Below are 18,209 nucleotides of genomic sequence, written 5' to 3' on the forward strand. Positions count from 1 at the left end.
CATGACCGAACCGGCGCTCGCGTATCTGCAAGATGATCTCGCGGCCGCCGGTTTTTTGCTGCTTGGCGGCTTCCGGCCTTCTCCGGGCGATGGCGTTCCGGACATCACCGGCGGCGCAATTGCACAGAGCCTGCTGCTGATCGGAAGCACCGGACCGTCCCTCTGGCCTCAATTCACATCAAGTCGGGAGTTTCAGGACGGCACGCCGCATCCGATGGACCGCTATGCGAAGCAGGAGCTGTCCCGGCTCGCCACCGTTCACGGCCTTGACGTTCTGTTTCCGTTCGAAGGCCCGCCCTATTTCCCTTTCCAGCAATGGGCGCTCAAATGCGGCGGTTTTTCACAAAGCCCCCTGGGCGTGCTTGCGCATGAAACATATGGGCCCTGGACCGGGTTCCGTGCCGCCTTCCTGTCCGCTGCAGCGGTCGTCGATCAAGGTCCGCCCGCCAACGCCGGTCCTTGCGAAACCTGCCGGGACAAACCCTGTCTGAATGCCTGCCCTGTGAACGCCATTTCCGTCGAAACCGGCTATGATGTTCCTGCCTGCAAGGGCCATCTTCAAGAAAGCTCCGAGATTGCCTGCTGGTCCGGCTGCCTTGCCAGACACGCCTGTCCTTTTGGCGAAGACCACAAACCGCATCCCGACAATGCACGGTTTCACATGTCCAGCTTCATCGGGCTCTAGTGCGGCGAATTTGAAGCTCGTTCGGACCAAGCTGCAAAATGAGTCGAGCTTCAGATTCAGGTGACTAGTCGCCAAACTCCCGCTTTGCGGCGGCAAGTCTTCCTTTCGGCGTCGCATCCAGAGGCTTGAGATGCAGCCAGGCGACCTTGCCTGGCTGGAAGAGGCTCCTTGCCTTGCGCGTGAACAGCGGCGGGTGATGATCGCCGACAAGAAGGATCTCGGTCTTTCTCAGTTTCCTGTTCAGGGCGATCCGCTCGACAAGATGAGAGATGTTCAGCCATTGCTCGCTCATCAGACAAAGTTCACGATCGCCGAACACACCGCCCTCTTCGCACGCAAGTCGTTCGGGCGCTTCTCCGGGTTTGACCGGCTTGTGCGAGTTGAGCGTCAACCAGTAGACGAAGCGGGGCCGGGTCTCATCGCTCGTAAGGTAGGCCTCGACGGATCTTGCCACGTCGGTATCGCACAGCCCTTTGAAACTCAGGCCGCACCAGGGAAGTGGATCATCCGGTTTCAGCCCGACCCTGTCTTCAAGGAAATAGAGTTCCTGAAATCCGATTTTCGGAAACCAGTCCTTTCGCTCGAAGAACCGCTCCGTGAAGGCATGAAACGCGGCCGTCTTGTAACCTGATGCCGACACGCGATAGGGCAGGCAATCACTCATGTCCTTGTCGCGGAAGTCTCTGTAGTCGGCTTTCAGGTTACACAATTCACGTGCTTCGCCTGAGGTGGTCGAGCCAAAATAGTGGGTGGTTCCCTGACTGGCCGCGTATCTTTCGCGAATGCGAGCACCGAGCAGCGGACCCCAGACGAGGTCCTGATACGCCTGTGACTCAAAGGCGCCAAGACCCTCGACCATCACAATCAGAAGGTCGGGACTTTCACCGGTTTCGGTCAATTGAGTCAGACCGGTCTTGAAACTCGCCGCGTCGTCAATCGGCTCAAATGTTTCGGCAAGCCGCAGCTGCAACTGTTTCACATCTTTTGGTGGAGAGTTCAGCAGAAAATCGGCACTGCCTGCGATGATCGTGACAATAAGGACAGGCACCAGAGAAATCCGGTCACGGCTTTTCTTCAGGGCAATCACGGTCCTGTAGGTCATCAGAAGCGTTGCGAACAGAAGGCCGAAAACAGCCAGATAAGTGAGTGATTGCAACCAATTTATTTCAAGTAAAAATTGCAATGAATCCAGAAGCATCGGCAACGGCATCTGAAAGAAATTGGCCACGAACACTGCGGCATCCAAAAAAACTGCTATAAACAATAAAAATAAAAAAACATATCTATTCAAAAATAAACCCGTAATACAAACGAGTATCGTTGAAAAGATAAAAACATTTCTCGGTGAGCTATAAAAATAGCTCGCGAAAACATATATTATATTCGCATAAAATAGTGGAATTAACGCAAATTTAAGAGACTCCTTTGTTGAAATTCTGTTTTTTCGAAATTTTTCAATTACAGGTGATACAAAATTCATTGGATTGCTATTTAGCTCCACATGAGTGCACGAGAGTTTTAGCAACCTAGAATTTAATCAAGAGTAAAAACTATAAAAAATTGCAAACGCAAAACGTGTAAAATACAACCTTTTTGATACAGGGCATTTTTCAGCAATTTTCGGCAGTTTTCGGGTGTTGTCGCGCTGAAATGTCAGATTTGCAGTCGGCGCAGCATCGGGCCTGATCTTTGACGCCGCCCCACCCGGAAGGGCACACACAACCCGGAAATCGGCAATCCGCGCAAACGCGGATCGAACGCGCCTCAATCGATCCGGACAACCCCGTCCTGGTCCGGACAGGTCGCAAGCGCGTCCAGTGCCGTGCGGCCATCACCGAGCGGTGCGTCCGGCCAGATTTCGGCGAGCGGGATGAGCACGAACGCGCGGTCCCCCATCCTGGGATGCGGCACGTCGAGATTGTCTTCCTGTACCTTCCGGATGCCGTAGATCAACAGATCGACATCAATGATCCGGGGTCCCCAGCGCACATCGCGAACGCGGCCCAGTTCCTTTTCGACGCCAAGACAGCGCTGCAGCAGGTCCTGCGGACTCAAATAGGTATCCAGAACCACACAGATATTGACGTAGTCATCCTGCGGCACCGGCCCCCACGGTGGTGTCCGGTAGTTCGCGGAACGCGCGACCAGCGTGATGCCCGTCGTCTCTTCAAGCAGGCGCACGGCGGCATCGAGATTGGCCCTGGGATCACCCAGGTTGGAGCCGAGCCCGAGAGCGCATCTTGTCGGAGCATCAGGGGTGGTATCGGAAAATGTCATTTCAGGAAGGAGCCTGTTCAAGTCGTATTGCGTCCAGCATACGCACGCAATCGGCATGTGGACCGACATCATGTGCGCGAACGATCGCCGCACCCTTCAAAAGCGCGGTCATATGGACAGCCATCGAACCGTAGAGCCTGTCATCGGTCTCGACATTCAGGATGGCTCCGATCATCCGTTTGCGCGAGGCACCCGCCAGGATCGGCCTGCCGTGCTTTTTCAGATCCTTGAACCGGTTAAGGATGAGAAAATTCTGATCGATGGTCTTGCCGAATCCGAAACCGGGATCGAGGATCTGCTTCTCCTCCGGAATGCCCGCTGCGTGTGCCAGCCGGAGCGACGTCTCGAAGAACCGGTCGATGTCGCTCATGATATCGATGGCGCTGTCCGCCCTTTCGCGATTGTGCATCATCACCACATGCACACCCGCCTCGGCAACCGTGTCGGCCATCAGCGGATCCCGCTGAAGGCCCCAGACATCATTGACGATCACGGCTCCCGCCGCACAGGCCCGCCGCGCGATTTCAGCCTTGTAGGTGTCGATGGACACCGGAACACCGAGATCGCAGACCGGCTCCAGCACTTGGGCAAGCCGCGCCCATTCGTCTTCCGCAGACACCGGATCGGACCCCGGCCGCGTGCTTTCCGCGCCAATGTCCAGGATGTCGGCCTTCTCGGCGATCATCGTCTTTGCGTGTGCCAGTGCCGCCTGTTCTTCATTGTGTCTGCCGCCGTCGGAAAACGAGTCGGGCGTGACGTTCAAAATGCCCATCACATGCGCACGGCCCGCCGGCAGGGCGTAGCTTGCGGCTTTCGCCATCGGGAGATCCCTCTTCTGTCTCGATGGACTGATGCCTGTTTGGAGAGACAGCGTCAAGCGGACCGGGCCACGCGCTCAAAAAAGATGCAGCAGTGCCGGCCCGGCTCGGTCAGGCCGGCTATTCGGCAGGCGCGAAATGCACCGCCCTGTTCCGGAAGTGAAGGTGCAACAGGATGCCGGCGATCGGCATCAGCGGCAGGACCGTTGCAAGACCGATAAGCGGGTCGCCAAGCGCCGCGACAATGAGACCGGCAAGGATGCCGCCGCCGAACTGCATGAAGCCGGTCATCGCCGAAGCGGCCCCGGCAATATTGGGGAACGGCGCCATGGAATCGGTAAAGCTGGCAGGCAGCACGAACGCGAGGGCAAAAACGAACAACGCCACAGGCCCCATGACCGTTGCAACGGTCGGCTCCATCGTCAAACTCAGAACGCACATCAGCGTCGAAGAGATCACCCACAGCATCATGCCGACAGGAACGAGCCGGCGCGCTTCCACCACCTTGAGCAGGCGTCCCGTAACAATTGTTCCGACGATGAAGGAGCCGGACTGAATGATCATGGCCAGGCCGAATTGCGACGGCGACAGACCGACATTGTTCATCAGCACGAAAGGCAGGACATTCGCAAGCGCATAGAGTCCGCCAAGTCCGCAACCGATCAGAATGCTCGGCGCGAGAAATCGCGGGTCTTTCAGAAGCGTCAGATAGTTGGTGACCAGCTGTCCCGGATTGAGATGATGCAGGCCCGGATTGGGATTGGTCTCCACCTGAAAGACGGCCACGCACACCATCAGCACAGCGCCGTAGATCACCATGCACCAGAACACCTCCCGCCAGCTGAAAAGCTCCAGAACAAAACCGCCGATCGTCGGGGAAACGGCTGGTCCCAGAGCCAGCATCATCGCGATTGCGTTCATGATGCGCGCGGATGCCTGCCCGGTGAACTGGTCGCGCACGATTGCGCGTGAAACGGAAATGCCGACAGCCGCCCCAATGCCTTGCAGCGTCCGTGCGACGACCATGAACTCAACCGTCGGCGCGAACGTCGCCAGAAAGCTGGAGGCAAGATAGAGACTGAGGAAGGCCAGCGTTGCGCGCTTGCGCCCGAAAGCATCGGAAAGCGGGCCGCAGATCAGCTGGGCGACCGCAAACCCGGCGAAATAGGCCGTCAGTGTCAGCTTGATCGCAGCTTCGTTCGTGCCGAACACCGCAACGAGCGCCGGCATGGCCGGAGTGTAGAGCGCCATCGAAATCGGGCCGATGGCAACCAGGGCCGCACCCAGAAGCGATGTGCGCCGCGCACTCATGATGGCGTTTTGAGCGGTCACTTGCGCCGTCCCGGAAGTTCCTCGGAGATCAGGCTGTCCTTCATCACCTGCAGCAGCGTCTCCAGGTGTTCCCTGTCCTGCTCGGCAATATTCTCCAAAGCCGTCGCGCGCACGGACTGCAACGCGGTTCCGATCCGTTCCAGGAGCGGATCGGCGTCTGCCGTCAGTTGCACCAGCTTTGCGCGCTTGTCACGCGGGTCGGGACAGCGCCGGATCAGACCTGCGCGCTCCAGGGAATCCAGATAGCCAACCAGCGTCATCGGTTCGACGAACATGATATCCGCAAGCGCCGCCTGACGCTGACCCGGATTGCGCCACACATAAAACAGGGTGCGCGCCTCGCCAACCGTCAGGCCGGTCTCGACATCGGCAAGTGCCGCCTCGAAACGCCGCCTGAGCATGCGCGCGAGATCGACGACCAGCATTGTGACGCTTACATTCGGGTAGGCGATCGACATGAAAACCAGCAGCTTTGATTAATAAGGTTCCCTTACGAATTAGGGCCTGAAGACGAAGCTGTCAATGGTGAGGGACCCGACACGCGGTGCCTGTAATCCGCTGCATAACTGCATTGCATTGCACAATTGACGCTCTCCACGTATAAAGGCGCCAAATTCGGCGTATATGCCGATCCCAGTTTTAAATCGTCCAGACAGACTGCGGGTCCCAATCGGGCCCGCTCTGTCTTTTGGAGCCACTCATGAAACTTCGCAACATTGCCATTATCGCGCACGTTGACCATGGCAAGACCACCCTGATCGACGTCCTGCTCAAGCAATCCGGCGCCTTCCGCGACAACCAGCGCACCGAAGAACGGATGATGGATTCCAACGACATCGAGCGCGAGCGCGGCATCACCATTCTGGCGAAGGTCACTTCTCTGGTCTGGAAAGACACGCGCATCAACATCGTCGACACACCGGGCCACGCGGATTTCGGCGGCGAGGTTGAGCGCATCCTTCACATGGTTGACGGTGTCATCCTGCTGGTCGACGCCGCTGAGGGACCGATGCCGCAGACCAAGTTCGTGCTCGGCAAGGCGCTCAAGCTTGGCCTCAAGCCGATTGTCGCGATCAACAAGATCGACAAGCCGGAACAGCGGGCGGACGAGGTTCTCGACGAGGTGTTCGATCTCTTTGCCGCACTTGACGCCAACGAGGACCAGCTCGACTTCCCGGTTCTTTACGGCTCGGCGAAACAGGAATGGATGGCCGAAGAGCCGGAGGGACCGCAGGACAACATGGATCCGCTGTTCGACATGGTGCTGGACAAGGTCGCGCCGCCCGCAGCCGACCCGGGTGAATTCCGCATGCTGGCAACCACCATCGAGTCCGATCCTTTCCTCGGACGTATCCTGACCGGGCGGGTTGTCTCCGGCACGGCCGTGCCGAACATGCCGATCAAGGCGCTGGCCCGCGACGGCAGCCAGGTGGAAGCCGGCCGCGTTTCCAAGATCCTCGCCTTCCGCGGCCTGGAACGGCAGCCGATCGAACAGGGCGAGGCGGGCGATATCGTCGCGATCGCCGGCATGACCAAGGCGACGGTTGCCGATACCCTGTGCGCGCCGGGCGTCGACGAACCGCTTCAGGCCCAGCCGATCGATCCGCCGACGCTGTCCATGACCTTCCGCGTCAATGACAGTCCGCTGGCCGGAACCGAGGGTTCCAAGGTCCAGTCCCGCGTCATCCGCGAAAGGCTGCAGAAGGAAGCTGAAGGCAACGTTGCCCTGAAGGTGGAAGACACGGACGAGCCCGACGCGTTCATCGTCTCCGGGCGCGGCGAATTGCTGCTGGCGATCCTGATCGAGAACATGCGCCGCGAAGGCTTTGAACTCGGTGTCGGCCGTCCGCGCGTCGTCTACCAGTACGATTCCGCCGGCAACCGTCTGGAGCCGATCGAGGAAGTCATTATCGATGTCGACGAAGAACACTCCGGCATCGTCGTGCAAAAGCTTCAGGAGCGCAAAGCCGACCTTCTGGAAATGAAGCCGTCCGGCGGCGGGCGCACGCGTCTTGTCTTCAATGCACCGACAAGGGGCCTGATCGGTTACCAGGCCGAGCTGCTGTCCGACACCCGCGGCACTGCCATCTTCAACCGCATCTTCCACGGCTACGAAGCCTACAAGGGTCCGATCCAGGGACGTCACACGGGCGTGCTCCTGTCCAACGGCACGGGTGAAGCGGTTGCCTACGCGCTCTTCAACCTGGAAGACCGCGGCCCGATGATGATCGATCCCGGCACGAAGGTGTATCCGGGCATGATTGTCGGCGAGCACACCCGCGGCAACGACCTTGAGGTCAACGTCCTTAAGGGCAAGCAGCTGACCAACATCCGCTCGGCCGGCAAGGACGATGCCGTCAAGCTGACGACTCCAATGAAGCTGACGCTGGAAGCCGCGCTCTCCTACATCTCCGACGACGAACTGGTGGAAGTCACCCCGTCCTCGATCCGCCTGCGCAAGGCGGAACTCGACCCGCACGCCCGCAAGCGCGCGGAACGCGCCGCCAACAAGGCATCGGCGTAAAGCCGAAGGACCCTGACCAAGTCAAGAAGCCCGGGCAGCCGCCCGGGCTTTTTTGTGCTTTGGAGGCGAACGCACGCCCAAAGACTTGTCATCCCTGCGGAAGCGCAGCCGAAGGCAGGAACCGGTAGCCTCTTGGGTTCCACCTTCTTCCAATCGCCGGGAACACGGTGCATTGGCAAACACAGAAAGGCATTTGCCTTCGGTCGAAAGGGCCATCTGGTCGCTATGCGTGGTACCTCTCCCGGTGGGAGAGGAAATTTTCGTTCTGGCCGTTGCGTTCCCGACGCACACGCCTTACCCAGCCGAAACGTCACGGCATGGATTGCCGGATCAAGTCCGGCAATGACGATGAGGAAAGATATTGCGACCGCTCCGCCGCCCTTATGTCACAGAACAGACGAAAAGCGGCATATCCAGTCTCAGCCTCATCCTGAGGAAGCGCGCAGCGCCGTCTCGAAGGATAGGCGGCACATTCCTTTCCGGAGGCCCTGCGATTTACCCCCTACCCCCAATGTCTGACTTGCCTGTGTGCACTGCAATAGGCTCTAATCGCGCGCAACAAACCGGATCTGGGAGGGACCGTTGAGCAAGACCAATCGCGGCAATTTTTTCGAGGACTTCGAGGTCGGCCAGGTGATCCGTCATGCGACGCCGCGCACCGTGACCTCGGGCGATCAGGCGCTTTATACCGCGCTCTACGGCTCGCGCTTCGCTGTTCAGTCTTCCGACGCCTTCGCCCGTGCGCTCGGCTATGCTCATGCACCGCTGGACGATCTCCTGACCTTCCACATCGTCTTCGGCAAGACGGTTCCGGACATCTCGCTGAATGCCGTCGCCAATCTCGGTTATGCCGGTGGCCGCTTCCTGGCACCGGTCTATCCCGGCGACACCCTCTCGACTGTCTCCGAAGTGATCGGCAAGAAGGAAAATTCCAACGGCAAGACGGGTGTCGTCTATGTCCGCTCGACCGGCTACACGGCCACCGGGACCGAAGTCCTGGACTATGTGCGCTGGGTGATGGTCAACAAGCGCGACCCGGGTTCTCCCGCACCGGAGCCGGTTGTCCCCGACCTTCCGGCCGCCATCGACCCGCACGCCCTCGGCACGGCTGCGCCACTGCTTGACACTGCGAATTGGGACAATGCCCTTTCCGGATCGGAGTTCCGTTTCGGCGACTACGCCATCGGCGAAAAGATCGATCATGTCGACGGCATGACGGTCGAGGAAGCCGAACACCAGATGGCCACCCGCCTTTACCAGAACACGGCGAAGGTGCATTTCAACCAGCATACGGAATCAAAAGGCCGGTTCGGGAAGCGCCTGATCTATGGCGGACACGTGATTTCGCTGGCCCGCGCGCTTTCCTTCAACGGCCTCGGCAATGCCTTCCACATTGCCGGCATCAACGGCGGCCGCCACGTAGCACCATTGTTTTCCGGCGACACGGTCTATGCCTGGTCGGAGGTTCTCGATGCGTCCGAGATCGACGGGCGCCAGGACATCGGCGCGCTTCGCCTGCGTCTCGTGGCCACCAAGAACCGCCCGTGCCAGGATTTCCCGCTGAAGTCTGAAGACGGCAAATATCTGGACGACGTGATCCTCGACTTCGACTACTGGGCGCTGATTCCGAAATAGCTTTTGACCGGCGAGTTGCCGGAAGGTGACGGGACCCGCGTTCCCGGTTACCATGAGGGTGAAGGAGGCCGGTCATGCTGACGACGCTCTCGGCGAGGGAAACGAACCTGGTATTCGCCATCATGCAGGACATGGTCGCGATCCGGGAGGCGCGCGAGCTGCGGCTGCAACTGGGCGAACGCCTGCTCGATCTCTTTCAGGCTGACCATTTCGCGTCCTACATCTGGGAAAGGGACGCGGGAGACACCGGCGGCGTATTCCTCAACATGGACGAAAACAACCTCGCCGCCTATGAGACCCATTTCCAGTATTGCGATCCGATCACACCGCGCTTCCGCATGTGCCGCCGTGCCACCCATCTGGATCAGGTTATTTCCCGCGAGGACTTTCTGCGCACCGAGTTCTTCAACGACTTCCTGGCGCGCGACGGCCTGCGGCATGGAATGAATTATCACGCCTATTCCGGCGTGAACCATCTCGGCGACCTGCGCATCTGGCGCGGACGGGGCCGCGAGACATTTGAGCAGAGAGATCTGGATCTGCTCGATGCCATCGGCACGGCATTCGGCAACGCCCTTACCAATCTGCGCCGTGAAGAAACCCGGCTGCGCGAAGCTGATCCGCAGCGGCGCTTCCTGGCCTGGGCCGAAAAACACGGCCTGACGGCGCGAGAAAAAGACGTGCTTGCATTGCTCAGCGAGGGCAAACGGGACCGAGAGATAGCGGCAGATCTCGGGGTCTCGGCAACGACGGTCCGGTCCCACCTGAAGTCAATCTATCAAAAATCGTGTACCGGAAGCCGTGCGGCGCTTCTGGCCAGCCTGAACGGGTCTCACGCCCTGCAATAACCGGCAGGCCTCCTCATTTTGGAGGATGCGCTCGCCAACGATCCGGCATTTGCTGTGTTTTCTTCCAAAAGAAGGGAACACCTATGACCAGGCATATCCTATCGGGCCTTTTGACAGCAGCCGCGCTGATTGCCGCGCCCGCTGCAACCGCCCAGGACATTACCGATTTAACCGCCTCGGAGGCGGCAAAAGCCATTGCGGACGGGAAACTGACCGCAACCGAACTGGTTGACGCGCTGATTGCAAAGACCGGAGATGATCCGGGCAATGTCTATATCAGCTTCGACAGCGAGGGCGCAGCGGCGGCGGCCGCCACTGCCGACGAACGTGTTGCCGCCGGGGACGAACTCGGACCGCTGCATGGCGTGCCGATTGTCGTGAAGGACAACATCGCCTCCCAGGGACTGCCCACGACAGGCGGCACACCGGCCCTGAAAGGCTGGATCCCGGCCGAAGACGCCCCCGTCCTTGCGAGACTGCGAGACGCGGGCGCCATCCTGATCGGCAAGACCAACCTGCATGAACTTGCCTTTGGCATCACGTCAAACAATGCCGCCTTCGGCGCGGTTGCCAATGCTTATGATCCCGGTCGTTTCGCCGGCGGGTCCAGTGGCGGAACCGGCGCCGCCGTCGGCGCACGCCTGGCACCGGCAGGCCTTGGCACCGACACCGGCGGCTCCGTGCGCATTCCCGCCGCCCTTAACGGCGTATCCGGCCTGCGTCCGACAATCGGTCGGTATCCGGCGGGCGGTATCATCCCGATTTCGGCAACGCGTGACACGGCAGGACCGATTGCAAGGTCAGTGGCCGATCTCATCCTTTTCGATACGGTCATCACGGGCACCGGGGAGAGTGTTGCACCCGCCGATCTGAATACCGTGCGCCTCGGCGTTCCGTCGGTCCTGACCGAAAGTCTTTCGCCTGAAACGGAGCGGCTGTTCAGGGAAGCGCTCGGCACGCTGGAACAGGCCGGCGTCACCCTGATTGACGTCGATATCAGCGGTGAGTTGGACCTTGCGGCCAAGGCCGGGTTCCCGATTGCGCTCTGGGAGGTCAGGCGCGACCTTGCCGCATTCCTGGACGCGAGCGGCAGCGGGCTCACGCTGGAAGATGTCGCAGCTGAAGTGGCAAGCCCGGACGTCAAATTCGTGTTCGAAAACCTCGTGCTCGGCGACCAGGCTATCCCGGATGAGGTCTACGCGGCCGCCTTGACCGATCTCAGGCCCTTGGTACAGTCGGGTTATGCCGAGGTCTTCGCCGCAAACAGGCTGGATGCGCTCGTCTTTCCGACAACGCCGCTTGCCGCCCAGCCGATTGCAGGATCGGACATGACGGTCTCGCTGAACGGGGAAGATGTGCCGACGTTCCAGACATTCATCCGCAACACGGACCCGGGCTCGATCGCGGGCATTCCGGGCCTGTCATTGCCAATCGGTCTGACAGCTGACGGAGTGCCGGTCGGCCTCGAACTCGACGGCCCGGCTTTCAGTGACCGGCATCTGCTGGCACTCGGCCTGGCGATTGAAGCGGCATTACCGAACATCCAGGCACCCGAATAGGCCCCGCGGTCTGATGTGCGTAGATATCAGTGGAACTCACAAACCCTGACCGTTCAGGTCAGGGTTTGGCACCCGGAACAATGTTCGTCGTGATCGGCCCGACACCGGCCTCGGCCTCGGTCGGTTTTGACCCGAAGGGAACCCAGCGCTTCAGGAAGCGTCCCGCCACACCGCCGCGGGATTGTTCCTGCGGGGCGAACGCCGTTTCAACGGCTGTTCCCTCAGTCTCGCCCTGTGCATCGGCCGGTGCGCTTGCAGCTGCCACGGCACTTGCAGCGGCCTCAGAAGCCGGCTCGTCGGCGGGCGGGATCTTCGCTGTCGTGATTTCGGTCTCGTCGCCAGCATTGCCAAAGACTTCGGCAATACGCTTGTTGCGTTCATCCCGGCGTTGCTGGCGTTCCTCGCGGGCATCGAAACGGGCCGCAAGTTGCTGGAACTTTTCGTCGTCCTTGCTCTGCTTGGACGCAACCGCTGACGAGATGCTCGGATGCACCTGGTATTCCGGACACTTGGCGCTGGCGCGGAACGGCACGCCCTCGACCAGTGTCGTGGCATCAAAGACGTATTTCTTTTCGCAGACCGAGACTTTCGGCGGCGTCTGGGTCACTTCGAAATGATCATACCCGGTCTTGAGCATGTTCCAGTAATCAAGGTGCTCGTTGTCACGGTGACGCGCCATGTTCTCCGGCGTCATGCGGAACGGAAATGCCTGCACCTGGAAAGACTTCTGTCCACCCTTGAAGCTCTCGCGCGCAAGAGCGTAGATGTCCTCGACCTGTTCGTCCGTCATGGCATAGCAGCCGCGCGAGGAGCAGGCGCCATGCACCATCAGATGCGAGCCGGTGCGGCCATGGGCGCGGTCATACTTGTTCGGGTATCCGAGATTGAACGCCAGGTGATAGCTTGAATTCGGGTTCATCAGCGCGGGGGTGATTTCATAGAACCCCTCTGGCGCCTGCCGGTCGCCTTCCTTGAACTTCGGGCCCAGCTTGCCGGACCACTTGCAGATCTCGAATTCTTCCAGCTTCTTGTATTTGCCGGTCCGCGTCTGCTTCCAGACTTCAAGCTCGGATTCTTCCTTGAAGATGCGGATCATGATCGGCGATGTCGAGCTCATGTTGAGATCGGTCATCTTGCGCTTGATGGAATCGCTTACGGGACGCAGGTGCTTCGGCCCGGCGCCGAACTCGTCGGCCTGACAGGCTGCCAGGACACCGGCGGCAATCACCAGCGATCCGAGCCTTGCCGCCTTTCCGGCACCGTTCCCGGTGACCCTCTTCTGCAGCGCGGCTGGCGTTTTCAATCGGCGCCCAAAGACCATGTTACTATCCCGAACTGAGTGGAACCGGAAACGCGGATCTCAAATCCGGCAGTTACGTTTCTGGTTTCCTGCGTCTCGCCCCCGCGCAAAGGCTAGGGAATGTTAGTTGACGATAAGTTACTGAAACCCACCTGCCCCTGCGAAGCAAATTCCGGTGATACGAACAAAAACTGAGGCAATCGACCCTTCAAATGCCCTAACTGTGCCTGAATGCAGGCAGAATCTGGCCACACAATGGCAAAAATGCCTGCTTTTTCAATCGCAGAGCCGATTCTCTTGCTGACTTTCTCGTGAAGCGACGTGATTACCCCTAAGTCAGGGTGCGCCCGATCGCGATGAATTTGTCGCGTCTTTGCTTGCGGATTTCTTCGGGGGTGAGACCCGCCAGCTCTTCCAGGGCTGCCTCGATGGATTTCCCGGCACTGTCAATGACGATCTCGCGTGCCCGGTGCGCGCCTCCGACCGGTTCGACGATTATGTCGTCGATGACACCGAGCTGTTTCAGGTCCTGCGCGGTGATCTTGAGCGCAGTCGCCGCGTCCTGCGCCTTGGCGCTGTCGCGCCAGAGGATTGACGCGGCCCCTTCCGGCGAAATGACGGAATAGATCGCGTGCTCCATCATCAGCACCTTGTTTGCCGTGGCAATCGCGATCGCACCGCCGGAACCGCCTTCGCCGATCACGACGGCAATGGAGGGCACACCAAGTCCGAGGCCGACATCGGTCGAGCGCGCAATGGCTTCCGACTGGCCGCGTTCTTCGGCGCCCCGTCCCGGATAGGCACCGGACGTGTCGACGAAACTGATCAGCGGAATGTCGAAGCGTTCGGCAAGTTCCATGATGCGCACGGCCTTGCGATATCCTTCAGGCCGAACCATTCCGAAATTGTGCTTCAGGCGCGTGTCGGTGTCGTGCCCCTTTTCCTGCGCGAGAACGGCGACCGACTGGCCGCGGAAACGGCCGATCCCGGCCAGCAGGGCATGGTCTTCGGCAAATTTACGGTCGCCGGCGAGCGGCGTGAAGTCCTCGACCAGACCTGACACGTAGTCGACCGCATGAGGACGGTCCGGATGCCGGGCAACCAGCGTCTTCTGCCAGGGGGTGAGCTTGGAATAAAGGTCCTGGAGCGTCTGGGCGGATTTTGCGTTGAGCCGCTCGATCTCGCCATCGACATTGACCGCTTCGCCATCCTCGGCTGCGATGGCCCGCAGCTCCTGGATCTTGCCTTCAATATCCGCGACGGGTTTTTCGAACTCCAGATAGCTGTGCATGTACTTGTTTACCCGAAACAACCCGGCAGGCCGGCATATGACAGGCCGGTCCGGAAAACTGACTGTAAGGTGCTTGCGCGCCCCGTTGGCGTAATGTGGAGCGCTGTATCAAGAGACGCAAGGGGGCGCAAGTCTCGGCCCCGGTCGAGAGTGGCAAATGTGGTCAGAGAAGCTAACGCCGCGCGGCCTGATCGCTGCCGGCGCCATCGATCGTCAGCTTGGTGGCCTCCACGAGCAACCGCCCGTTCCTGGTGTCGATGGCAATGCGATACGGAATGAGGACATTGTCCCGTCCCATGGGAGCAATCCAGACCTCCATGTTCGCCTTGGCCATGTATTTCACCGACTCCTTAGACGGACGGTGTCCGGCGACAGGCACCCATCTTGCCTTGCAGACAACAACGGTGCCCTTGTAGCCCCGGCCGGACACTTCCTTGGTGCCTTCATAGCTCAGCTTGATGTCAAACCGGGTCCATCCGTCAAAAATCGGAAGTTTGCGGGAACAGGCCTTCGGTCCGAAACTGTCCTTCGACCGCTTCACCGGCATCAGGGCGGCACTGAGCGGATCGATCGCATTCCGCTTGTGGCGGTTGGTGATCTTGATCCGTTCCTTGTTCGGCTTGAACTGGGGCGCAACTTCCATCGACCGGATATTGCGCGAGCCCTGGTTCAGATTGACGTAGAAATCGAGATTGGCCGCATGCGACGCCATCCGGTACTTCGACGGCACCACCTTCGAACCCACCAGCCAGCCCGAGGCTTCCGCTCCGCCCTTTCCGGTCGAGAACAGGGTTCCGATGCCGGCGGGCGCAACCGTGACCTTGGCCGAATAGGCATTGCCCTGCATCACGAGCGACAGCGTTCCGCGCCCGATCTTGAAGCCTGCGAGCGAGATTGCATAAACACCGCCGACGCTGTTCTTTTTCGCCTGGGCAGGCGAAACCAGCAGCGCGCCGGCCATCAATGGGAGGACGACGAGGCGTCCGAGTGACGACAGACCAAACACTTCAACAAACCTCCGCGCTGCCCCTTCGGCAACGATCCGCGCCCCGTGCCAATATGTTCCGTACGGTCAACACTAGCATGAAAATCGTCCTGGGAACCGCATCAATCATTCTAAATTATGGTAACTCAGTGGTTAACGCGGTGCACCTGTGCGAATAAAACCACAGAATCGGCTCCTCGGGCAGGACATGTCTTGACGTTCAAGCGCGCTGCCATTATAGCGGGGCAACTTTTTCCGAGAAATGCCGGAGACGATGTCGCCGGACCTAAGGTCCGCGCCGGTTCCGGTTTGGACTTGCTGGGTTCCATGTAACGGCCCAGCCACGAAAACAAAAGGTGATATCATGGCACGCCGTTGCGAACTCTCCGGCAAAGATGTGATGACGGGCAATAACGTCTCGCACGCAAACAACAAATCCCGCCGCCGGTTCCTGCCGAACCTGTGCAACGTGTCCCTCCTGAGCGACACGCTTGGCGAAACCTTCAAGCTGCGTGTCAGCGCCCACGCCCTGCGCTCGGTCGAGCACCGCGGCGGCCTGGATGCGTACCTTCTGAAAGCTTCCGACAGCCAGCTGTCCGATGCGGCCCGCAAGATCAAGGTCAGCATCAAGCGCAAGCAGGCCGAAGCGGCGGCTGCCTGATCCAACCCTTTCGGGGTAAAATGAAATGACGGACACCCGGAGCTTCTCCGCGGGACACCACGCCATCGCGATCCTCGCGATGGCGCTTGTTGTTGCGGCCTCCAATTATCTGGTTCAGTTTCCGGTCGAGCATGTTGTCGGCGGCGTCAATCTGGCTGACACGCTGACCTGGGGTGCGTTCACCTATCCGGTCGCGTTCCTCGTCACCGACCTGACCAACCGCCGCTTCGGTCCCGCGGCCGCGCGCAGGGTCGTCATTTCCGGTTTTCTTCTCGCCATTGTCGTCCCGATGATCTTCTGGGCGTTCAACGAAACCTTCACAACACCGCGTATCCTGATCGCGTCGGGAACCGCTTTTCTGGTCGCCCAGCTCCTGGACGTCACCATTTTCGACAAGCTGCGCAAGCTGACATGGTGGAAAGCGCCGGTCACGTCCTCGCTGATCGGATCGATGATTGACACGATCCTCTTCTTCGGCATCGCGTTTGCGGCCAGCTTCGCCTTCATTGATGCGCTGTTTGGCATGGAAGACGGCTCACTGGCCTTCCCCGTGCCGTTCCTGGGCATTGGCGGAGACCTGGAGACTTCCCTCTGGGTTTCGCTTGCTGCCGGTGATTTTCTGGTAAAGATGCTCGTGGCCGTGGCCCTGTTGGCACCATATCGCATTATCTTGAATGTGTTTCAGCCCACGCCCAACGGATCTGCGGCATAGATCAGACTTACCGGTCCAGAAGCCAATTCTCCGTTTGGCGTTAGATTTACGACTGACCCGATGTCGCATAACGGAGTGCAACCATGGAAGTGATGTCTGGCGGTTGCCTGTGCGGTAAAGTCCGGTTTGTCGCGCACGGTCATCCCTATCGCGTCGGCCTTTGTCACTGTCTGGACTGCCGTAAACAGCATGGCGCCCTTTTTCATGCATCCGCCGTGTTTCCCGAGAGCGCGGTCAGTATTGAAGGCGAAACAGGCAGCTATCAGGGTCGCCACTTCTGCCCTCATTGCGGATCGTCCATCTTCTCGCGTACATCCGACGAAATCGAAATCAATCTCGGTTCGCTTGACGGCACGGATCAGTTCATGCCGACCTATGAATTGTGGACCAAGCGCAGGGAAAATTGGTTGCCGGAATTTCCACTGAAGGCGCGCTATGCCTGCGACCGGACCTCAGACCGCCGAAGCGAGGACTAGCGCATTCCCGCCCAGGCTGGAGCATCTCGAAATTCGGCCTGAAGACCGGAACCTCATTCGTCCAGCCGGAATCGCAGAAAAACAGTCCGCTGCAGCATGGACCGGTTGTCGTCAGACAGCAGCGACAGGATGGTTTCACCGGCCGCATTCTGGTGAACGGCCAGGGCTTCCATATTGTCGATCTGATGCTCGAAACCGGCTTCCAGGATCACCTCTCCCGTCAGCTTCGCGCCTGCCTGGATTGAACCGGCCTCGAACCGGCGCAGCCTCAGACCGATCAGGTCGCGCAGGTTGAACCGGCGCTCCATGAGCAGAAAGTCGCCACCGGGCAGAAAGGCGGCATCGGTCGCGTCGAACCGGTCCTGGCGTTCGATGGAAAACCGTTCGGTGCCGTCAGGTCCGATGATGAAGCCTGACAGATCATGCGCATCGCTTTTGCTGGATTCAGCGACGGCGACCAGCCTGCCGGCCAGCGAACTTCCATCCGGGCCCGCGGCCAGGGCTTCAAGACCGGCATTGCGCGGCAGAGACGTGATGTCACCCGGTAGCCCGAGCTGACCGATCATGCGCTCCTTGCCCGTCGCGAGCGGCCAGGGATAGTGATAGATCGCGTTTCTGTATTCAGCTGTCACGTATAGTCCGGACGGGGCAAGCGTCAGGGCTTCGGTATCATGCCCCCAGCGGGCGCGCAGTGTTTTCCCGTTTTTTCCCAGAAGAGGTGCAAAACGGACATCCTTGATATCGAGCGGGGTGCCGTCACTCTCCTGTTCGACGGTCGCGCGCACCCAGTGGCCGTTATCCGTGACCGCGAGAAAGGTGTTGCCGCCATCGAGGGAAACAAGTCCGGACAGGCCCCCGACCTTCCTGTCGGAGGCAAGAAGTTCAAGCCCGCCCAGAAACGTAAGCTTACCGAATACCGGGTCATCGTGCCCGATATGAAAGGTTTCGATTGCGCGCGTGCGCGCCTTGACCGGCAGGCCTTCGCTCAGGATCTCCTGCGCCCGCACAGCAGGCGCATCGAGGATGAAGGCGGTCAGGACCAGAAAAACAGCGCCTGCGAAACTGGAACCGAACCGCCTCAAATGCCTCTGTCCCCCTGATCCGGT

General features: G+C 59.7%; 17 protein-coding genes. 8 read left to right on the forward strand and 9 right to left on the reverse strand.

What is annotated here, in order from left to right:
• Window position 1: 1 nt before the first annotated feature.
• The gene (locus RBB49_RS06740) at window positions 2-685 is read left to right on the forward strand and encodes a hypothetical protein (RefSeq protein ID WP_306141948.1); all 684 of its coding nucleotides are present in this window, start codon (window positions 2-4) and stop codon (window positions 683-685) included.
• Between the two features lie 64 nt (window positions 686-749).
• Here RBB49_RS06740 and RBB49_RS06745 read toward each other — a convergent pair whose 3' ends face one another.
• From RBB49_RS06745 to RBB49_RS06765, 5 genes are all read right to left on the reverse strand, one after another.
• Window positions 750-1,841 carry a sulfatase-like hydrolase/transferase gene (locus RBB49_RS06745; RefSeq protein WP_306141949.1) on the reverse strand — a complete coding sequence of 364 codons (1,092 nt, stop codon included), beginning with the start codon at window positions 1,839-1,841 and terminating at the stop codon, window positions 750-752.
• 608 nt (window positions 1,842-2,449) lie between these two features.
• On the reverse strand, window positions 2,450-2,962 hold the full coding sequence (gene folK / locus RBB49_RS06750) for a 2-amino-4-hydroxy-6-hydroxymethyldihydropteridine diphosphokinase (protein ID WP_306141950.1): 513 nt from the start codon (window positions 2,960-2,962) through the stop codon (window positions 2,450-2,452).
• Window position 2,963: 1 nt separating this feature from the next.
• Window positions 2,964-3,782, reverse strand: a complete 819-nt coding sequence (folP, locus tag RBB49_RS06755) for a dihydropteroate synthase (protein ID WP_306141951.1) — start codon at window positions 3,780-3,782, stop codon at window positions 2,964-2,966.
• Between the two features lie 118 nt (window positions 3,783-3,900).
• Window positions 3,901-5,112, reverse strand: a complete 1,212-nt coding sequence (locus RBB49_RS06760; protein ID WP_306141952.1) for a multidrug effflux MFS transporter — start codon at window positions 5,110-5,112, stop codon at window positions 3,901-3,903.
• A complete protein-coding gene (locus tag RBB49_RS06765) occupies window positions 5,109-5,570 on the reverse strand; it encodes a MarR family winged helix-turn-helix transcriptional regulator (RefSeq protein ID WP_306141953.1) in 462 nt (153 codons plus the stop codon). Before RBB49_RS06765 ends, RBB49_RS06760 begins: the two co-directional genes overlap by 4 nt.
• Before the next feature lie 242 nt (window positions 5,571-5,812).
• On the opposite strand from RBB49_RS06765, the gene typA reads away from it, so the two are divergent.
• From typA to iaaH, 4 genes are all read left to right on the forward strand, one after another.
• A complete protein-coding gene (gene typA / locus RBB49_RS06770) occupies window positions 5,813-7,636 on the forward strand; it encodes a translational GTPase TypA (protein ID WP_306141954.1) in 1,824 nt (607 codons plus the stop codon).
• 582 nt (window positions 7,637-8,218) lie between these two features.
• Window positions 8,219-9,271 (forward strand): MaoC family dehydratase, encoded by a 1,053-nt coding sequence (locus RBB49_RS06775; RefSeq protein WP_306141955.1) that lies wholly within the window; start codon window positions 8,219-8,221, stop codon window positions 9,269-9,271.
• 74 nt (window positions 9,272-9,345) lie between these two features.
• Window positions 9,346-10,119, forward strand: coding sequence for a helix-turn-helix transcriptional regulator (locus RBB49_RS06780; protein WP_306141956.1), 774 nt, complete (start codon window positions 9,346-9,348; stop codon window positions 10,117-10,119).
• A gap of 83 nt (window positions 10,120-10,202) precedes the next feature.
• A complete protein-coding gene (gene iaaH / locus RBB49_RS06785) occupies window positions 10,203-11,678 on the forward strand; it encodes an indoleacetamide hydrolase (protein WP_306141957.1) in 1,476 nt (491 codons plus the stop codon).
• Window positions 11,679-11,736: 58 nt separating this feature from the next.
• On the opposite strand, the gene RBB49_RS06790 is transcribed toward iaaH, so the two are convergent.
• The 3 genes from RBB49_RS06790 to RBB49_RS06800 all read right to left on the reverse strand — a co-directional run bounded on the left by RBB49_RS06790 (window position 11,737) and on the right by RBB49_RS06800 (window position 15,275).
• On the reverse strand, window positions 11,737-12,999 hold the full coding sequence (locus RBB49_RS06790) for a murein L,D-transpeptidase family protein (RefSeq protein ID WP_306141958.1): 1,263 nt from the start codon (window positions 12,997-12,999) through the stop codon (window positions 11,737-11,739).
• A 310-nt stretch (window positions 13,000-13,309) separates the two neighbouring features.
• Window positions 13,310-14,269, reverse strand: coding sequence for an acetyl-CoA carboxylase carboxyltransferase subunit alpha (locus RBB49_RS06795; RefSeq protein WP_306141959.1), 960 nt, complete (start codon window positions 14,267-14,269; stop codon window positions 13,310-13,312).
• Between the two features lie 172 nt (window positions 14,270-14,441).
• Complete coding sequence (locus tag RBB49_RS06800; RefSeq protein ID WP_306141960.1) at window positions 14,442-15,275, reverse strand: DUF3108 domain-containing protein; 834 nt, start codon at window positions 15,273-15,275, stop codon at window positions 14,442-14,444.
• 343 nt (window positions 15,276-15,618) lie between these two features.
• Between RBB49_RS06800 and rpmB the strand changes: the two genes are divergently transcribed.
• The 3 genes from rpmB (at window position 15,619) to RBB49_RS06815 (ending at window position 17,103) form a co-directional block, all read left to right on the forward strand.
• Complete coding sequence (rpmB, locus tag RBB49_RS06805; protein ID WP_306141961.1) at window positions 15,619-15,915, forward strand: 50S ribosomal protein L28; 297 nt, start codon at window positions 15,619-15,621, stop codon at window positions 15,913-15,915.
• Between the two features lie 25 nt (window positions 15,916-15,940).
• Window positions 15,941-16,627, forward strand: coding sequence for a queuosine precursor transporter (locus tag RBB49_RS06810; RefSeq protein WP_306141962.1), 687 nt, complete (start codon window positions 15,941-15,943; stop codon window positions 16,625-16,627).
• A gap of 83 nt (window positions 16,628-16,710) precedes the next feature.
• On the forward strand, window positions 16,711-17,103 hold the full coding sequence (locus tag RBB49_RS06815) for a GFA family protein (protein ID WP_306141963.1): 393 nt from the start codon (window positions 16,711-16,713) through the stop codon (window positions 17,101-17,103).
• A gap of 53 nt (window positions 17,104-17,156) precedes the next feature.
• Here RBB49_RS06815 and RBB49_RS06820 read toward each other — a convergent pair whose 3' ends face one another.
• A complete protein-coding gene (locus RBB49_RS06820) occupies window positions 17,157-18,185 on the reverse strand; it encodes an esterase-like activity of phytase family protein (RefSeq protein WP_306141964.1) in 1,029 nt (342 codons plus the stop codon).
• Between the last annotated feature and the right edge of the window lie 24 nt (window positions 18,186-18,209).

Source organism: Roseibium sp. MMSF_3412 (genome assembly GCF_030733265.1).
Classification (GTDB): Bacteria; Pseudomonadota; Alphaproteobacteria; order Rhizobiales; family Stappiaceae; genus Roseibium.